This window comes from Pontibacter rufus (assembly GCF_015694705.1).
Taxonomy (GTDB): Bacteria; Bacteroidota; Bacteroidia; order Cytophagales; family Hymenobacteraceae; genus Pontibacter; species Pontibacter rufus.
In genome coordinates, this window is record NZ_JADQDR010000006.1 from 61,044 (window position 1) to 81,228 (window position 20,185).

6 protein-coding genes are annotated in these 20,185 nt (G+C 54.0%); 4 read left to right on the forward strand and 2 right to left on the reverse strand.

All coding sequences use genetic code 11. The features are described 5' to 3' along the window. The first annotated feature begins 202 nt into the window (after window positions 1-202). From I2I11_RS11410 to I2I11_RS11420, 3 genes are all read left to right on the forward strand, one after another. Complete coding sequence (locus tag I2I11_RS11410; protein WP_196267840.1) at window positions 203-14,119, forward strand: Ig-like domain-containing protein; 13,917 nt, start codon at window positions 203-205, stop codon at window positions 14,117-14,119. Between the two features lie 144 nt (window positions 14,120-14,263). Beyond that, complete coding sequence (locus I2I11_RS11415; RefSeq protein ID WP_196267841.1) at window positions 14,264-14,806, forward strand: hypothetical protein; 543 nt, start codon at window positions 14,264-14,266, stop codon at window positions 14,804-14,806. A gap of 72 nt (window positions 14,807-14,878) precedes the next feature. Further along, window positions 14,879-16,090: an S-adenosylmethionine:tRNA ribosyltransferase-isomerase gene (locus I2I11_RS11420; protein ID WP_196267842.1), complete on the forward strand. Its 1,212-nt coding sequence runs from the start codon at window positions 14,879-14,881 to the stop codon at window positions 16,088-16,090. A 147-nt stretch (window positions 16,091-16,237) separates the two neighbouring features. Here the strand turns inward: I2I11_RS11420 and I2I11_RS11425 are convergent, their stop codons facing one another. Both I2I11_RS11425 and I2I11_RS11430 read right to left on the reverse strand, forming a co-directional pair. Next, the gene (locus tag I2I11_RS11425; protein WP_196267843.1) at window positions 16,238-17,638 is read right to left on the reverse strand and encodes a M28 family peptidase; all 1,401 of its coding nucleotides are present in this window, start codon (window positions 17,636-17,638) and stop codon (window positions 16,238-16,240) included. A 217-nt stretch (window positions 17,639-17,855) separates the two neighbouring features. Next, window positions 17,856-18,830 carry a DUF1028 domain-containing protein gene (locus tag I2I11_RS11430; RefSeq protein WP_196267844.1) on the reverse strand — a complete coding sequence of 325 codons (975 nt, stop codon included), beginning with the start codon at window positions 18,828-18,830 and terminating at the stop codon, window positions 17,856-17,858. A 399-nt stretch (window positions 18,831-19,229) separates the two neighbouring features. On the opposite strand from I2I11_RS11430, the gene I2I11_RS11435 reads away from it, so the two are divergent. Further along, complete coding sequence (locus I2I11_RS11435; RefSeq protein ID WP_196267845.1) at window positions 19,230-20,042, forward strand: NYN domain-containing protein; 813 nt, start codon at window positions 19,230-19,232, stop codon at window positions 20,040-20,042. Window positions 20,043-20,185 lie beyond the last annotated feature (143 nt).

The window sequence follows — 20,185 nt, forward strand, 5'->3', positions numbered from 1 at the left end:
TGTAAAATTGCCTTATCTGTCACCATACATATAAGTTAATTAAACAATCTAATTTAATCCTGTCTTATTCCCAATGCCAGGATGCTGAATAAATATTTTATTAGTACAGTACAATTATTTAAAACAAATTAAACTATCTTCTTTTTCTAACATGATTGCACCATTCGGGGACACAAAGGAGATAAACAACCATAGCTTATACATGCGGTTATTTTTACCCCTGCTTTTCATTTTCATTTTCCTCGGCGCATCTGTTGGGAAAGTTTTTGCCCAGGGTTGCCAGACGCCAACTGTTACCCTGCCGGCTGATATGAGTTATTGTGGCTCCCAGACAATTGCCTTCAGCAGCACAAATTCAGCCCATAAGCCATCTTATTCCGGTACTATCACGGCCTACAGCTGGTCGGTTGACGGTGTTGTGAAAGCAACTGACAGCAATCCGTCCTTCAGCTTTCCGGAGGGCCGTACTTACCAGGTAAGTATCACCGTAACCAGTAGCTGCGGGACTGCTACCGATACGCAGGTGATTACTGTAGATGCACGCCCCAAAGCGCCGGTGGTTGAGAATGGCGGTATGTGTACCGGATCAGCAGGTACGCTGTGGGTAACCAGCCCCAATCCTGACTTGATATACAAGTGGTATAATGTAGCCTCAGGTGGCACGCCACTGGTATGGGGCGATACTTATACCACCACCGTGACCGGCACTTATTACGTCGAAGCAAGTACACGGGGGGGCTGCACCAGTTCTACCCGCACCATGGCGACGCTCACAGCCTCATCTCCCACGGGCAGCGGAGGCGCCCTTAGCGTCGGCACACAACAGATATGCAGCGGCGATTCTCCAGGCCAGATATCAGGCAATGCCCCCAACTCGAGCTTTATGACGTACCAATGGTACCAGAGCACTACCGGAGCTGATACGGACTTTTTCCCTATTTTATCTGCCAGAAACAAAGACTATACCCCAGCCTCTTTATCCCAGACTACCTGGTTTAAGAGAATTGCCTATAATAACTATTGCGGTGAAGAGTCTAATGTTCTTAAAATAACAGTAATTCCTCGTCCGATATTACCTGTTGTGGGAGATGTGGTTATTTGTTATGGCTCACAGGCCTCTTTCAGGGTTGCCAATGCAGATATAAATACTGTTTACAAGTGGTATGCCACTGCCACCAGTACCACGGTCATCGGCACTGGGCCTACCTATACTACGGCGCAGAACCTGACGGCCAATACCAGCTTTTTTGTAGAGGCCTCTACTACTTCAAACAGCATCTGTACCACCACCACAGCGCGGGTGGAAGCAAGAGCAACGGTAACCCCGCCGATTACCAACAATACAATTTCAGCAGACCAGGCGCTGTGCAGCGGGGGCACACCGGCGCCTTTAACAGGTTCTGCGCCGCAGGGTGCCGGCGGAAGCTATACGTACCAGTGGCAGCGCAGCGAGAATGGTTCTGATTTTATAGATATAGCCGGTGCCAATGCCAGGGATTTTGCCCCGGGGCAGCTCTCCACTACAACCTGGTACCGCCGCAAAGTCACATCGGCCAGTTCATGCCCGGAGGTAATAAGTAACACCATCCGTATCGGTGTATCGCCATTGCCTGTGTCCATCAATATAACAGAACCGGTAACTTCCTGTGCCGGCTCGGGTACCACTATTACTATCACCAATGCCGACCCTGCCGCCTATACTTACCGCTGGTATGATGTAGCCACAGGAGGAAGCATTTTAAGTACCGGCAGCTCTTTCCCGACAGGCCCGCTTACCTCCGATAAAACTTATTATGTAGAGGCCACCACCGCAGCAGGCTGTATCTCAAACCGCCGACCTGTTACGGTTACGGTTACTAACATTCCTGCCAAACCCGTGGCAAACGGTGTTGTGGTATGTGCAGGCAGCAGCGCCACACTGGTAGTTAACCCCACCGATGCCACCCTCTTCTACAGGTGGTACAACAGCGCAGGAACGCTGCTTGCTACCGGCAGCAACTATGTTACCGGCCCTGTTTCAGCAAACACTACCTTTTATGTTGAAGCCGTAACCAAGGCATCGCCGGGTTGTACAAGCCCGAAAGAAGCTGTAACTGTAACGGTTCTGCAGCCAATCAGCAATAATACTATTACTGGCAACCAGGCACTATGCTATGGCGAAACACCCGCCGCGTTGGTGGGGAGTATACCGCAAGGCGGCGGAGGCGGCTATACTTACCAGTGGCAGTACAGCGAAGACGGCACTTTATTTACGGACATTGCCGGCGCGACAGGCAGAGATTATGCCCCCGGCGCACTTTCTACCACTACCTGGTACCGCCGGCGTGTAAGCGCCACAGGCACCTGCTCCCCCATACTTAGCAGCGCAATTAAAATTGAGGTAAACCAGTTGCCTTCTGCACCCGATGTTCCGGGTACAACTATCTGCACAGGCACAAAAGCCACCTTACAGGTAACATCTCCAGACGCCAACTTAACTTATAAATGGTACACGGTGGCCACAGGCGGCACAGCTGTGGCCGCAGATGTTACCAGCTTCACGACCGACATACTTACTTCAGACAAAACATACTATATTGAAGCAGTAAGCGGATTTGGCTGCATAAGCGCTGCCCGCACCCCGGTAACTGTTACGGTTGTACAACTGCCGCCGGTACCGGTTGCAGATAATGTAACTATATGCGCCGGCGGCACGGCAACGCTTTCAGTGCTGTCTCCTGCTTCAGGGCTGACGTACCAGTGGTTTGATGCGGCCCAAGGCGGCACTTTACTGGCCACCGGCACCAGCATAACCACCAAACCACTTACAGCCGGCACTACCTACTATGTGCAGGCAGCAACCAGTACCGGTTGTGCAAGCCCCATGCGTAAGGCCGTTGCAGTAACCGTAATACCCCTGCCAGCTATACCGGACGTGGCAGGAGCCACCATCTGCTCGGGAAGCAGCACTACTTTGTATGTCAACAACCCGGAACCGGGAGTTACTTACAGGTGGTACAGCGGCAGCACCCTGCTGGCAACAGGCACCTCCTTCCCTACCGGCAATTTGTCTTCAGGCGCCTCATATTATGTAGATGCTGTAACAGATAATGCCACTGCCTGCGCCAGCCCGGACCGCAGAACGGTGGTTGTAAATGTTATTCCGCCTATTACCAACAACACAGTTACAGCAAGTCAAACTATTTGCAGCGGCAGCACACCGGCAACACTTAGCGGTACTACACCTGCAGGCGGCAGCGGCACGCTTACTTACCAGTGGGAAAAGAGCGAGGATGGGGTTAACTTCACAAGTATAGCAGGCGCCATTAATGCAGCTTATACGCCCGGCACCCTCACCACCACTACCTGGTACAGAAGGCGCGTGAAAGGAGAAAACACATGTCCGGAAAATATCAGCGCAGCGGTGCAGATTACGGTGAATGCACTTCCTGCCACTCCTATTGCTGATAGCAAAACAATCTGTACCGGCACTCCGGCTACGCTCAGCGTAAATGCGCCTGCTGCCGGGCTTACGTACAAGTGGTATAGCGACGCTACAGGTGGGAGAATTCTAAGTGCTACGCCTTCCTTCACCACCGGTAACCTCGACGCCAACACCACTTTTTATGTAGAGGCCACCAACGCTTCAGGCTGCACCAGTGCCCGCACGCCGGTAACCGTAACCATGCGGGACTTACCCGAAATGCCGGCAGCGGAAAGCAAAACTGTTTGCGCCGGACAGAATACGACCTTGTCCGTTACGTCGCCCAGCAGTGCCGTTACTTATAAATGGTATGATGCCGATGGACGGCTGCTTTCCAGTGTGCCTTCATTGAACCTGACGAACTTACAGGCCACCACTACTTATTACCTGGAAGCCGTTTATACTTCCAACCCCGCCTGCGCCAGCGCCAGAAGAGAAGTAACCGTAACAGTAACGCCACTCCCGAACCTGCCAGCGGTAAGCGATATTACCATTTGCTCCGGCACCAAGGGTGTACTGCAGGTACAGAATGCTTCCCCTGACCTCACCTACAAGTGGTATACCACTGCCTCCGGCGGCAGCGCCATTTTTGCCGGTCCGGTATTTGAAACGCCTGCTGCCTTAACCTCTGCCCGAACATACTATGTGGAAGCGTCTACTGCTTCTGGCTGCATAAGCGGCAGAAAGCCGGTAACGGTAAATGTCAGCCCGCTACCTGAAACACCTTTCGCTGCCAATGCGGAGATATGTGCGGGAGCATCTGCTTTGCTGGCTGTTTCGGATGCAGATGCATCCCTGACTTACCAATGGTATGCCACCAATACCGCAGCTACCCCCCTTGCTATCGGTCAGACTTTTCCAACCGGCCCTCTGCAGGCCACCACTACCTTTTATGTAGAAGCTATGACGGCGGCCGGCTGTGTAAGTGACTCGCGCAGTGCAGTAACCGTAAACGTTACGCCATTACCAGCCACGCCTAATGCCGATGACGCGATTACGTGTGCAGGCGGCTTCGCGGTGTTATCAGTTAAAAGCCCCAGTTCCTCGCTCCTGTACAAATGGTATAAAAATGATGGCACCTACCTGGCCACAGGCATCAATTACAATACAGGCACCCTGTATGATAATACAACCTATTACCTGGAAGCTGTAACAGACAACAGCACCGCGTGCGCCAGTGCCACCCGCAGAACAGTTACAGTTACGGTTACCCCGGTTATTACCAATAACACAATTTCATCCGGCCAAACCATCTGCAATGGCGACACACCTGCCACCATCAACGGCTCTATTCCTGCCGGCGGCGGTGCAAACTATGCTTATCAATGGGAAAAAAGTACCGATGGCAGCAACTTTACAGGTATAACCGGCGCCACCGGCCAGCACTACACGCCGGGTGCGCTCACCACCACTACCTGGTTCCGGCGAAGAGTGAGCGCCACGGGGCCTTGCGGGCCTGTTTACAGTGTGCCGGTTCAGATAACAGTAGTTGCCCCTCCGGCCACGCCGCTTAGCGATAACCAAACAATTTGTGCGGGCACCACAGCAACACTTTCTATCAGCAATGTTACTCCCGGCTATACGTACCGCTGGTACAGCACTGCCACTGGTGGCAACATCCTGGAGATTAATGATGCTTTTGAAACGCCTGAACTAAGCGCCACCACTACCTACTATGTAGAGGCAGTAAACGGAAACGACTGCGTGAGCCCGCGCAGAGCCGTAACGGTGTATGTAACAGCCAGGCCCGCCATCCCCTCCGTCGCCGACATATCTATTTGTGAGGGCCAGAGAGCTACACTTACTGTTTCTTCGTCCGTCCAAAACCTGGTTTACTCGTGGTATGATAACGCCGGTACTTTAGTGGGTACCGGTACCTCCTACACCACGCCTAACCCGCTCTTTGCCGGCACTACCTTTTATGTAGAGGCTGCTACCATTACCTCCCCATCGTGCGTGAGCGAGCGCAGAGCAGTGGCGGTTTCTGTGGCAGCCATGCCAGCTATGCCGGAAGCAGCGGATGTAACAGTTTGTGCCGGCAGCACCGCTAACCTGGCAGTGCGCGTCATAGACCCCGCCATCACTTACAAGTGGTATACCACAGCGGCAGGCGGAACATCTGTGGCAGAGAGCCCCAACTTCACCACTTCAGCCCTTACCTCCAACAGAACCTATTATGTGGAGGCTGTAACGGCGGCAGGCTGTACCAGTGCCAGAGCCGCAGTTACCGTGTCTGTTACGCCTTTACCGGCCACGCCTTCTGCCGCCAATGCTTCTATTTGTGCAGGCGCCACGGCTTCGCTTACAGTAACAGATGCGGATGATAACCTGGTCTACAATTGGTATGATGCCGCTGAAGACGGTAACCTGCTGGCTACAGGCACCACCTTTACGACAAACTCCCTGCAAAACAGCGTCACGTATTACCTGGAAGCCGCCACAGCAACCGGTTGTGCCAGCATCACCCGCAGCGCCGTTACTGTAAACGTAACCCCTCTGCCGGCCACACCGAAAGTTAACAACCAGACAATATGCGCAGGCGGAAACGTAACCTTGTGGGTAACCAACCAGGTGCCGGGCATCGTGTATAAATGGTACGACAACACAGGAACCTACCTGGCCACAGGCAACTCTTATACGATTGATAAGCTGGATGTCAGCACCGCGTATTACGTGGAAGCTGTTACGAGCACCGGCACTGCCTGCACAAGCGCCTCACGCAAAATGGTGCTGGTAACCGTTGTCCTTCCTGTTGCAAACAACAGCATTGGCACTGCACAAAGTGTTTGCACAGGCGCCGTACCTGCCCCCCTTACCGGCACTGTACCTACAGGCGGCAACGGCAATTATACTTACCTGTGGGAGCGCAGCACCGACGGCATCAACTTTAACACCATTGGGGGAGCCATAGAACGTAATTTCTCGCCGGGAGCGCTTTCGGTAGATACCTGGTACAGGCGAAAAGTAAATGCGGCAGGCACATGCCAGCCAAGTATAAGCAATAGTGTTAAAATTTCCGTAAATCCCCTGCCAGCCACACCGCTTGCAGACAATGTGGCCATCTGCGCAGGAAGCACCGCTACGCTAAGTATAAAAAATGTTAATACAGCTGATACCTACCGCTGGTATAACGTGCCCACCGAAGGAAATATCCTGGCAACGGGCACTTCTTTCCCTACCGGTATACTGGATGCAAGCGCTACTTTTTATGTGGAGGCGGTAAATGCCACCGGCTGCATCAGCGCCAGAAAAGCTGTAACAGTTACCGTTACGCCGCTTCCGGAAGCTCCTGTAGTGGCAGACAAAACCATTTGTGCGGGCGGACAGACAACACTCACTGTTTCAGGGCAAAGCGCCGGCATGACTTACCGCTGGTATAATGGTAACGGCCAGTTTATTGCTTCAGGCTCTTCTTTCCCGACGGGAGTTTTGAGCAACAGCACCGTTTATTATGTAGAGGCAGCTATGGTGGCTGCGCCATCCTGCGTGAGTGCACGCAGCACCGTTACAGTAAACGTTACCCCACTGCCGGCCACACCGTTAGCCGGGGACGTAACGATTTGTGCGGGCACCACAGCAAAGCTGGCAGTAACAGACATTAACCCCGACCTGATATACCAATGGTATACATCAGCTACAGGGGGCACACCTGTCAGCATTGGTTCTGCTTATACTACAACAGCTCTGAGCTCCAGCGCTACTTACTTTGTGGAAGCCGTGACGGCCGCGGGCTGCACCAGCGCTACACGCAAAGCGGTAGTTGTAAACGTGACGCAGACACCCGCCATGCCCGTGGTGGCAGGCAGTACAATCTGCGCCGGCACGAGCACCACGCTGGCTGTAATGGCGCCGGACACTGCGCTGGCTTACAACTGGTACGACAACAGCGGAACGCTGCTGGCAACTGGCACGTCCTTCCTGACGGGGAACCTGAACAGCAGCACTACTTTTTATGTTGAGGCATCTTCAAAATCAACTTCGGGCTGCACGAGTACCCGCAAGGCAGTTACGGTAAACGTAACGCCGCTCCCGGCCACTCCCGCGGTGGATGACGTGACCATCTGTGCCGACGGCACGGCTACCCTTACAGTGATTAACGCAGCCCCTTCCGTAGAATATTACTGGTATGATGACAGCGAAACATTACTAAGCACGGGCACCTCCTTCACGACGCCAACCCTCACATCGGGCACAACCTACTACGTGGAAGCGGTAACGACCAACGGCTGCGCCAGCCTAACCAGGGAAGCCGTTACGGTAAACGTCACGCAGTCCATCACAAATAATATCATCAGCGCCGCGCAAACCATCTGCTACGGCGACACACCTGCTACACTAAGCGGCCTGCAGCCTGCCGGCGGACAGGGCAGCTATAGTTACCAGTGGGAGAAGAGCGAGGACGGCCTGAATTTTACAAGTATAGCAGGAGCCACGTCAGCAAGCTACTCCCCTGGCATGCTCACCACCGATATCTGGTTCCGAAGAAACGTAAGCACTGCCGGCCCTTGTGCAGCAAGTATGAGCAACGTCATCAGGATTACCGTGAGTCCGTTGCCGCCAGCGCCGGTGGCCAGCAATGCCATTGTCTGCGCCGGCAGCACCGCCACGCTAAGTATAAACAATGCTGTTGCCGGCTATACTTACCGCTGGTACAGCGTAGCTACCGGAGGCAACATTCTGAGAACCGCCACCACTTACACCACCGATGAACTGCAGGCAAACACAACTTACTATGTAGAAGCGGTAACCGGGGGCGGCTGTGTCAGTCCCCGCAGGGCCGTTACGGTAACTGTTACGCCTGTACCGGGTGCGCCGCTTGTAGCAGATAAAACAATTTGCGTGGGCGGGCGGGCAGTGCTGTCAGTCAGCGCTGCAGACCAGTCTCTGGTTTACAGATGGTACAACAGCGATGGCGATTTGGTGGCTACAGGCGCAACCTATACGACAGAAACACTGAACAACAGCGCTACCTATTATGCAGAAGCCGCTACTGTCTCTACGCCGGAATGCGTAAGCGCCCGCAGTGCTGTTCGCGTTACCGTTACGCCACTGCCGGCCATACCTGTGGTAGCTGATGCCAGTGTATGCGCCGGTGAAGCTGCAGTGCTGACTATTCAAATAATTGACCCAGCGGTCACGTACAAATGGTATACTTCCGCAACGGGCGGCACTGCTGTAGCGACAGGCACCTCTTACAATACGGGCACTCTGACATCAGGCAGAACATACTACGTGGAAGCGGCCACAGCATCCGGCTGCGCCAGCCCGAGAGCAAGTATACGCGTGGATGTTACCCCGCTTCCTGCCACGCCTGCCGCAGCCAATGCGGCTGTTTGCGCCGGCCAAACCGCTACGCTAGCTGTTTCCGGGCCCGATACAAACCTCTCCTACAGGTGGTATGATGCGGCCACTGACGGCAACTTATTAGCTACCGGCGATACCTACACCACCGGCGCGCTATCCGCCAGCGCAACATACTTTGTGGAGGCCGTAACGGCTACCGGATGCGCCAGCAATACCCGCAAAGCCGTAACCGTAAATGTAACTCCGCTACCCGCCGCCCCGGAGGCCGATAATGTAACTATCTGTGCGGGAAGCAGCACAACTTTGTGGGTGAAAAACCAGGAACCCAATATGGTTTACAACTGGTATAACGGCAGCGCGCTGGCAGGCACGGGCATATCTTTTACAACCGGAAACCTGAGCAACAGCACCACTTACTACCTGGAAGCGGTAACAAACAACAGTACTGCCTGCGCCAGTGCTTCCCGCAGCGCTGTAGTGGTAACCGTTACGCCTGCCCTTGCCAACAACTTCATTAATGCCAGTCAGAGCATTTGCAGCGGCAGCACACCAGCCACCCTCACAGGCTCTTTGCCAAATGGCGGCGGCGGCAACTACAGTTACCAGTGGGAACGCAGCGAAGATGGCATCAACTTTACAGCCATCGCCAATGCCACGAATCAGAATTATACTCCAAACGCGCTCAATATCACCACCTGGTTCAGAAGAAAAGTAAGAGCAGCAGGTCCCTGCGCCGAAAGTATAAGCAGCGCCGTGCAGATTACCACCACACCTATACCGGCTATGCCGGCTGCCGATGATGTAACTGTCTGTGAAGGCACCACGGCCACCCTAAGTATAAAAGACGCGAATACAGCTTATACTTATCGCTGGTATACAACACCGGTTGGAGGAAGCGCTGTGTTTGCCAATACCTCTTATACCACCCCTCCGCTGGAAAGCACCACCACCTTTTATGTGGAGGCGGTAAACGCTACCGGCTGTATAAGTCCGAGGAGAGCTCTAACTGTTTCGGTGAGGCCCTTGCCGGATGCGCCTATGGCTGCGGACCAGAACATTTGCGCCGGCGAGAAGGCTACATTGGCGGTTTCTAATCAGCTGCCCGGCCTGACTTATAGCTGGTACAACGGCAACGGCGATTTGCTGGCCACAGGCACCACTTTCACAACGCCGCAACCACTGAACAGCAACACCACTTTCTATGTAGAGGCATCTTCGTCTGCTACGCCAAGCTGCACAAGCAGCCGCACCGCCGTAGCAGTAAACGTTGCCGCCCGCCCGGCCACACCCCTTGCAGACGATGTAAGTATCTGTGCCGGCAGCGCTGCCAGTCTTGCTGTAAAAGGCGTTATCCCGGGCTTAACTTATAAGTGGTATACCGTGGCTACAGGCGGGCTGCCCGTTTATACCGGCTCTAACTACAGCACGGCAGCCCTTACGACCGGCCGAACTTATTATGTGGAAGCGGCAACGGCCTCCGGCTGTACCAGCGTATCCCGCAAAGCGGTGGTTGTTTCCGTTATCCAGCCACCGGCCGCCCCAACAGCAGCCGACAAGACTATCTGCGCCGGGCAACAGGTAACCTTAACCGTTTCTAATCCGGATGCTTCGCTGCTGTACCAATGGTACGACCAAAGCGGCGCGCCACTCGCAACCGGAAATACGTATACCACAACCACCGCACCGGCGGCAAGCACCACATTTTATGTAGCGGCAGCTACCCTGACATCACCAAGCTGCACCGGTCCGCGCGAAGCGGTAGCGGTAACCGTAACGCCATTGCCTGAGACGCCGGAAGTGGAAGAAGCAACCGTTTGTGCCGGCTCTACTGCTACCCTGTGGATAAGCAATGTGATGCCTTCTACCATATACAAATGGTACGACGAAAGCGATGTGCTGCAGGGAACAGGCCCGTCCTTTACCACGCCTGCACTCGCCACGGGTACCACTTACTTTGTAGCCGCTGAAACAGCAAATGGTTGTGCCAGCACCACCCGCCAGACAGTTACTGTAAATGTAGTGCAGCCCATCACCAACAACGTAATAAGTGCGGCGCAAATGGTTTGCTACGGCGGCTCGCCGGCCATGCTGACAGGCTCACAACCTCTTGGCGGAAACCTTAACTATACTTACCAGTGGGAAAGCAGCGAGGATGGCACCAATTTTAGAAGTATAGCCAATGCCACGGGCAAAGATTATACGCCCGGCGCGCTCACAGCCACTACCTGGTTCAGGAGGAGCGTATCGGCTGGCAACACCTGTACTGCCAATACCAGCAAGCCCGTAAGCATTACAGTGGTACCATTGCCGGCCATGCCATTTGTTGGCAACACAACAGTTTGTGCCGGGGTCAATGCAGTACTTACGGTTACCTCGCCCAACACAGACCTGACGTACCGCTGGTATGCCACAGCCACAGGCGGGGGTAGTATCGCTACCGGCGATTCCTTTACGGCCACATCGGTAGCGGGTACCACTACCTATTTTGTGGAGGCTGTAAACGCCAGCGGCTGCAACAGTGCGCGCAGAGCCGTTACAGTATATGTTGTTCCGCTTCCGGAGGCTCCGCAGGCAGCCGATAAAAGCATCTGCGCCGGCGAACTGACAACACTTTCTGTTATATCCCCGGATGCCGGACTGCTATACAACTGGTATGATGCAAACGGGGTGCTACAGCAAACAGGCTCCTCTTTCACCACGCCAACACTGAACAGGACAACGTTATACTACGTGGAGGCTGTTACCACCGAACAGTCCTGCCCCGGCCCGCGCAAAGCTGTCAGGGTAAATGTTACGCAACAGCCGGCCACGCCGCTGGTAGATAATGTAACCGTTTGTGCCGGAAGCGCGGCAAGTATGACCGTGAAGAATTACGACCCTGCGCTGACGTACAAGTGGTACATTGCAGCGGCAGGAGGCGTCGTGATGGCAACCGGCCCGACATTCAACACCACAAATCTTACCTCCGGCAGGATATACTATGTAGAGGCGGCCACAGCTACCGGTTGTCTCAGCGCCCGCACAGCGGTTACCGTGGATGTTACACCGCTTCCGGCTTTGCCTGTGGTAAGCAACCAGACCATTTGCGCCGGCGAAACAGCCACCTTTACTGTGGCAGATGAAAATGCCGGGCTGGCCTACAGGTGGTATGATGCCCCGCTGGGCGGCACGCTGCTGGCAACCGGCAACACCTTTACCACCGGCAACCTGAACAGAAGCAGTACTTATTATGTAGAGACCGCCACATCGGGGGGCTGTGTAAGTCCATCGCGAAAGCCTGTTGTCGTTACCGTATCGCCCCTGCCTGCAGCGCCAGCTGTAGAGAACGCCAGCATCTGCTCCGGCGAGTCGGTAACGCTATGGGTGAAGAATCCTGACCCGGCCCTGGAGTACAAGTGGTACAGCGATGCTGCTGCCACAGACCAGGTTGGTTCCGGCATCTCTTATACTTCGCCGCCTATACTTGCCAATCAGCATTACTTTGTAAGCGCTGTGAATTCGAATAACTGCGCCAGCCCTACCATGAAGCAGGTAGATGTAACGGTTATCAGCAAGCCCGGCGCTCCGCTCGTGGAAGATGCAATTGTCTGTGCAGGCGGTAATGCCATGCTGTCAGTTTCTACCCCGGACCCCACCGTTGTATACAAGTGGTATAATATAAATGGTACGCTGCTGCACACCGGCACAACTTATACTACGGAGGCGCTTACATCCAACACCACTTATACTGTGACGGCCTATGCAGCTGCCAGCCAGACATGTGCCAGCGCCAGCCAGGCTGTAACCGTTACCGTTATACCTGCCATCACCGATAACGAGATTAGCGAAGACCAGGCGATTTGCTACAACAGCGCGCCTGCCAAGCTTACGGGTACGTTCCCGGCGGGAGGCGGCACTAACCTGCTTTACCAGTGGGAGCGCAGCCCGGACGGCGTGAACTTTACAGGTATAACAGGCGCTAATGCACAGGATTATACTTCGGGTGCCCTGACGGCTACTACCTGGTTCAGAAGAAAAGTAAAAACAGCAGGCCCCTGCCCTGAAAGCATCAGCAATGTGGTAAAAATAACTGTTTCGCCCTTGCCCAATGCACCTCTGGCCGACAATGTAACCACCTGCGCAGGCAGCAGCGCCATACTTACGGTAAGAAGTGCGCAGTCCGGCCTGACGTATAGCTGGTATGATGCCCCTATCGGAGGGACTTTCCTGGGCACAGGCATTTCGTATACCACCGATGCGCTCACCGTAAACAGCACTTTTTATGTAGAAGCCACGAACACATCGGGCTGCACCAGCAGCTCGCGCCGGGCGGTATCTGTTTCTGTCGTGTCGGCGGTGGGCAACAACATTATCCGCGATGTGCCGCCTGTCTGCTACGGCGAAACGCCTGGGAAGCTGACGGGCACCCCGCCAACCGGCACCGGCAACGGCTATACTTACCAGTGGCAGCGCAGCGACAATGGCGTGAAGTTCCTGGATATTCCGGGAGCCACCGCACAGAATTATACGCCAACCGAAGCCTATACCAAAACTACCTGGTTCAGAAGAAAAGTGGTAGCCACCGGCCCCTGCCCGGAAAGTTACAGCAACTTGGTGAAGCTGGAGGTCGTGCCGCTGCCTCTTACGCCGGTTGCAGCTTCTGTGGAGGTTTGCCCCGGCTCTTCGGCCACTTTGTCGGCCACGGCTGCCAACGGCGAAACGCTGGAATGGTACGACGCGCCGACGGGCGGCAACCTGCTGCACCAGGGAAATACGTTCACCACGCCGGCCCTGAACACTTCTGCCGTATACTTTGTGCAGGCAGTAAACAGCACCGGTTGCATCAGTTCCGAACGCCGTGAGGTGAAAGCAGATGTAGTAGTGCCCCAGGCAATAGTAAGCGGAGATGCAACTATCTTCTACGGCAAGGCAGTGAAGATTTCGGCTGAAGGCGGCGTTTCGTACAAATGGTCTCCGGAAACGGGCCTGTCAGACCCGACAAGCGCCAGCCCGATGGCCAGCCCGAAGGAGACGACTACGTACACCGTAACGGTAACAACAGCGGGCGGCTGTACGGCCACCAACCAGCTGACTGTTACGGTATCGCCGAAGGTAGAACCGGCAAACGCCATAACACCTAACGGCGACGGCTACAACGATGTGTTCCAAATCAAAAACCTGGAGGCCTACGAGAATTGTACTGTTCAGATTTTCAGCCGCTGGGGCGAGCTGGTATTTGAGTCGCGGGGCTATGCCACGCCCTGGGATGGCACCAAAAAGGGCCAGCCGCTGCCAGTGGGCGCTTACTACTACATTATCCATCTCAACAGCACAGAGCCTCCCATCTCAGGAAGTGTAACCCTGGTGAAGTAACGCTACTTATACTACAACACAGAAAGAGGCCCGCATCTGGCGGGCCTCTTTCCTTTTAAGGATGCACCGGAGACAAAACCAGCCATGGTGTAAGAAAGTATAAACCCTTATCTTTGCCTCTTCAACAGCATAAACCACCCGCGCATGAGTGCCAGAAGTTTCGAACTACTGATAGAAGCAGCCTACCACCCCGAGCAGCCGCACCTCTTTGAAGGCGGCCCGGCCTCTGTCTACGAACAACTGGAAAAAGCCTTCAAAGCATCCCGTTTAAAGGGTGATAAACCAACGGAAGAACTGGGCTACCGCTTTGAAATGGTCCGGCTCGGTATGGCCATTGCCTTCGTGAAAGCCTTTACACGCCTGTCGGGCAATGAAAAGAGCCGGGAAGCGCTGGAAGTGCTGCAGGAAGCCTTGAAAGCTAAAAGCACGCGGGAAATAGATAAAATCATCCAGAAGAAAATCGAAAGCTTTGACCACCTGTACCATGAGATTTTCGTGAACGAACAGCGTGAGCAAATCCTTGCCCTGTTTGAGCAGACGCTGGACGCCGGTACCAAAGAAGAGCTGGACGAGCTGATACTGGAAGGACTGGAAGTGTTGCAACAAGTGGACTGGGAAGCTGCTGCACAGGATGAGGACGACGATGAACTCCCCCACCTGGACGAAGACTTCCTCAAAAACCTCTAAAATAATTCCGAGTTCCGAGTTCCGAATTCCTGCACTCGTAATTCGTAACTCGGAACTCGGAACTCATGAAGTATGATTGACCCCAAGAAGCTGACGATAAAGGATTTTGTATACGAGCTGCCGGACGAACGGATTGCCAAGTTTCCGTTGCCCGAACGCGACCAGTCGAAACTGCTGCTGTACCGCCAGGGGCAGCTAACGGATAACGTTTTCACCGACTTACCACAGCTGTTACCACCGGATACCTTACTTGTTTTTAACGATACCAAGGTAGTGCAGGCGCGTTTGCTGTTCCAGAAAGAAACGGGCGGCACGGTAGAAATTTTTTGCCTGGAGCCCGTAGCCCCGCACCGCGAAGTACAACTGGCCATGCAGCAAACGGGCAGCTGCACCTGGAAATGCCTGGTAGGCAACAACAAGCGCTGGAAGAGCGGGCCAGTGAAGTTATACTTTGAAGGCGGTGTGCTGCAGGCTGAACGCGAGGCACAACAGGATGGTCATTTTCTCATCCGGTTTACGTGGGAGCCTGCGGAACTTACCTTTGCCGAGGTGCTGGAACAATGTGGCAAACTGCCGCTGCCGCCTTACCTCCACCGTGAACTCACCCCCGACGACCATACCCGCTACCAGACCATTTATGCCAGCCAGCAGGGCGCCGTAGCCGCTCCTACCGCCGGTCTGCATTTCACTGATAAGGTGATGGAAAAGCTGCAGCAGCAAAGTATAGCCACCGCTTACCTGACGCTGCATGTGGGCGCCGGCACTTTTAAACCAGTAAAAGCGGATGTGATGGAGGCGCATGAAATGCATGCCGAGCAGTTATACATCAGCAAGTCCATACTGGAGCAACTCCTGGCCCACCTTGGCAGGCCGGTTATACCTGTCGGCACGACCAGTATGCGCTCCCTGGAAAGTCTTTATTGGTTGGGCGCGAGGGTGCTGCAAGAGCCGCAGCTGCCTGTGCAGGATCTGCACGTAACGCAATGGCAGCCTTATGAAAGTATAAACCCACCCACTCCTGCTGCGGCATTGCAGGCGCTACTGCACTACATGGCACAGCAAGGCACCTGTTACCTGCACGCCAGCACGCAAATTATTATTGCGCCGGGCTATACTTTCCGCATCTGCAGTGGCCTGGTTACCAACTTTCATCAACCGGAGAGTACGCTGCTGCTGCTGGTGTCCGCCTTGATCGGGGACGATTGGCGCGAAGTATACCGCCACGCGCTGGATAACGGCTATCGTTTCCTGAGCTATGGCGACAGTTCGCTGCTGCTTCCGTAAGGTATAACGATGAGCGTGACTCAGGTATAGAAAGGCGCATTGATACACTTACATCAAGTATAAAAGCCAGCCCCGCAAAGTATGCGAAGCTGGCTTTTATACTTTTGAGGCCGCTGAAATCAGCACATCCTCAAATCTCTATATCCATTATAAACCGTGTTGTGAAATCAGGTATACGAGCGAAGCCATACCTGCAGCGCCCAACTGCATTTCGCGGCGGTTTACATTCTCGAACACATCGATAGGCGTATGGTGATAATCGAAATAGCGCTGCGAATCCGGCATGTAACCAATCAGCGTTACGTTTTTCTGGCCTTTCAGCGGGCCAATATCGGCGCCTCCGTGGCCGTGACCAAAATCCCGCAGGCCGTAAGGAGCGAGCAGCGGCTTCCAGGCAGCTACTTTTGCCAGTTGTGCATCGGTGCCCTCTACTTCAAAGCCGCGCGGCGTAAATCCGCCGGCATCTGATTCGATAGCGGCCACGTGTGTTTCGTTGTTCTGCTTGGCCAGTTCTGCATACTTTGTGCCGCCGCGCAGGCCGTTTTCTTCGTTCATAAACATCACGGCACGAATGGTACGCTTCGGCTTAATACCTAAATCTTTTATCAGGCGCAGCACTTCTATAGACTGCACGCAACCGGTACCGTCATCATGCGCGCCTTCGGCCAAATCCCACGAATCGAGGTGGCCGCCCACTACAATAATTTCATCCGGCTTTTCGGAGCCCTTTATTTCGCCGATAACGTTGTATGATTTCACGTCCGGCAGCGTCTCGCAGGTCATGCGCATGTGGAACTTCAGCTTCGGATCGTTCTTCAGCAGGCTACTCAGCAATTCGGCACCGTTGGTACTGATGGCTGCCGCCGGAATTTTCGTCACATCCTCCTTATAGCGTGTGCCGCCGGTATGCGGCACATCCTGCAACTCGCTGGCCATAGAGCGCACGATAACGCCCACCGCACCCAGCTTAGCCGCTGCCACAGGGCCACCGCCCCGCTGATCCACCGCGCCGCTATAGGCGTCCATAGTATAAATTAATGTATTATCGAAGGGACGGTTGAAGAAAACAATTTTGCCTTTTACGTTCTTTTTGCCCAGTTTCTCCAGCTCTTCAAAGCTTTTTACTTCCACCACCTCAGCGCTCAGCCCCTGTTTGCCGGTACCTACTGAGCCGCCCAGCGCGCAAATCGGCACTTCCACAGCGCCTCTTTCCTTAGAGTTATAGATCTGGCCTACTTCCTTGTCGCCACGCACCCAATGAGGCACCATCACTTCCTGCACATACACGCGGTCCAAGCCCATAGTGTCCATTACCTGGCGACTCCACTCCACGGCAGCAGCGGCCTGCGGAGAGCCGGCAAGGCGGCCACCGATATTCTTGGTAAGAAACCGCAGGTTGTTGTAGCTGTCGTAGCTGGTTAGGGCGTTGTCGTAAATTTTCCGGATAATGGTTGAGTCGGCAGGTGCATTTTGCTGTGCAGCAACCGGTAGAACCACAAGAGTTGCCGCTGCTACCAGCAGGTTGCGCACTTTCAGATTAATTAGCATGTAGTATTAAGGTTTACCATTTAGGTTTGAGAGGTAATTTTTCGCGGCCTTAAGGTAAGTATTTTTGCTTTAGGATGTAAAAGTTTAAACACGCTTTGCGAAGCAAAACAGTCATGTGTGCCTTTTAACCTGCTTTGCGGTGGTTATCCAACAAAAAAGGTCAGAAAGCCATACTATAACTCTCTAACGCTTTAACTCCTTAACTTTCTAACTTTTATCACTTAAGATTTATCAGCTTGTCCAAGTTCTGCTTGTTAACAGTGAGCAGACCGACTTCGGGCAGGCGGCTGGTAAGTTCGCGCCAGTTGCTGTCTTTTCTGTATACTTCCCGGAGCAGCTTGGCGGCCTCTTCTACCTGTCCGTTGTTGGCCAGCGTAATGGCATGCCAGTATTTCATTTCCTGGTTATTCGGAAACATCTTTTCGGCGGCGCCATATTCCTGCATGGCCTGCTGCATCTGCCCTTTCTCCACAGCCAGGTCGCCGTTGTTCATGTGCTGGTAAGCGCGGTAGGTTTTCAGCAGACGACCTAGTTCCTGCAGCGGGTGCTCGCTGTCGTCCACCCGCAGGTCGATGATGCGATCTTCCCAGGGCTGGTCAGATCCCTGTCCTTTTACCACCACCAGCGCTGCCGACTGCTGTCCGCGAATATCGCCGCCTGCTTCCTGCCCGGCCTGCAGCGCCAGCATCACACGCTCGGCCAGCGGCTGTCCGTCGCTTTTCTCGAAGGCTTTGGCCATAGCCGGCCATACTTTGTCGGTCAGCATCATGTTGGCCTGCACCGAAAAGTTTTTGCCCGTAATATCGCCGGCATACCGGATGCATTGTTTGCCTGTATGCACGGCCACGCGGCCTTTTGCATCCAGTATAGCCACCTGGCGCACTTCGCGTCCTTCGTCACCGGCCAGCAATATTGCCAGGGCTTCTTCCGGTGTCTTGCCTTCTTTCAGCAGCGCCAGTCCTTTTGGCCCGAAGGATTTATTCGTGAACGACTGGGTGGCCACCACGCCTACCCCCGCCTCTGCCCAGGGCACGGCAGTACCCACCGAAAACCAGTGGCTCTGCACGCCCACGGCCATTTCACCGGTTGCCGGATCACGGGCCACAATAGAGAAGGTGTGCGCCAGCGGCTCCGAAGCCTTATAAACCTGTGCCTTTGCCATGCCCGTTGCGGCCATCCATAAAGCTCCCATTGTTAGTAGAATATTTCTGAATTTATGCATATAGTGCCGTTCTGTAGTTTTTGTTCTGAAACCTAAAATTTTATGTATGATGCAAAAGTACTTTTGGCCGGTATGCATTCCTGTTTTATACTTCTGCCATTAACCCGCCTGCTATCAACCACCCTGGTTTAATCGTAAACAGCAGCGCTGTTAAAAATATAAAATGGCCTGGTGCATACTTCTTTAATCGCTTTTATATCTGAATTCCGGTACCTTTATCTCTTCTTAACTTAACAAATGTAAACGCCCGGGTAGCAATTGCCAAACTTTATGGCTACAACCCCTGTCGGAAATTAAAGTATACTTAAAAGCAAATACTTAAGCACTACACTGGAAGATTACCTCCGCCCGGAAATAACCCTGACACCAATGAAAAATACCACACACGAAAAAAAGCTCGGCCGCATGGCCATGCTGATAGACGGCGACAATGCCCAGCCCAGCCTGATTGTGAAGCTGCTGGCGGAGGCTGGCAAGTATGGCGCGCCCACCATCCGGCGCATCTACGGCGACTGGACCACCTCGCAGATGAACGGCTGGAAAGACTGCCTGAACAACCACGCCATACAGCCGATACAGCAGTTCCGTTACACCATAGGCAAAAACGCCACCGACAGCGCCCTCATCATCGACGCCATGGATTTGCTGCACTCGGGCCTGGTAGACGGCTTTTGCATTATATCATCCGACAGCGATTATACGCGGCTGGCTACCCGCATACGGGAAGAAGGCATTTTCGTGATGGGCATCGGCCAGCGCAAAACACCCAAACCTTTTGTAAATGCCTGCAACATCTTCATCTTCACCGAAAACCTGACCGACGACATTGATGACAATAAGATTGCGGCTGCAGCCAAAGAAAGCGGAAACGACAGTGGGCAGCAGCGCCCAAATCCGGTACCGCTCCTGAAGGAAGCCTTTGTGATGTCGGCGGACGAGGATGGCTGGGCACACCTGGGCACCATGGGCGTCAGCCTGCGCCAGCTCGACCCCAGCTTTGATCCGCGCACGTTCGGCTACAGCCAGCTCTCGCAGCTCATCAAAGCCAACAAAGATACTTTCACCATCCGGCAGGAAGACGACAAAGGCCCTTCGGCGGTATATGTGCGGCGCACGACCAAACGCAGCAGCGGCAGAACAACGCGAAAAAGCCCGCCAAAAAAGGAAACAAACAAAGTATAGGTTTGCCTAAACACCGCCCTGCTCCAATCCAGAGCGGCTAGGCCGGCGTATGAAGTATAAACTGTATATGCTACCTCGCGCCATACTTTATACTTTGCTGCTTTTCGGTAGTCTTTCCTTTACTTTGTGCAAAGACAATGATG

Bases quoted from the DNA above. Each gene is read 5' to 3' on its own strand.
- I2I11_RS11435 (WP_196267845.1), top strand. From the start codon at position 19,230: ATGAAAAATACCACACACGAAAAAAAGCTCGGCCGCATGGCCATGCTG.
- I2I11_RS11425 (WP_196267843.1), bottom strand. From the start codon at position 17,638: ATGCTAATTAATCTGAAAGTGCGCAACCTGCTGGTAGCAGCGGCAACT.
- I2I11_RS11415 (WP_196267841.1), top strand. From the start codon at position 14,264: ATGAGTGCCAGAAGTTTCGAACTACTGATAGAAGCAGCCTACCACCCC.
- I2I11_RS11410 (WP_196267840.1), top strand. From the start codon at position 203: ATGCGGTTATTTTTACCCCTGCTTTTCATTTTCATTTTCCTCGGCGCA.
- I2I11_RS11430 (WP_196267844.1), bottom strand. From the start codon at position 18,830: ATGGGAGCTTTATGGATGGCCGCAACGGGCATGGCAAAGGCACAGGTT.
- I2I11_RS11420 (WP_196267842.1), top strand. From the start codon at position 14,879: ATGATTGACCCCAAGAAGCTGACGATAAAGGATTTTGTATACGAGCTG.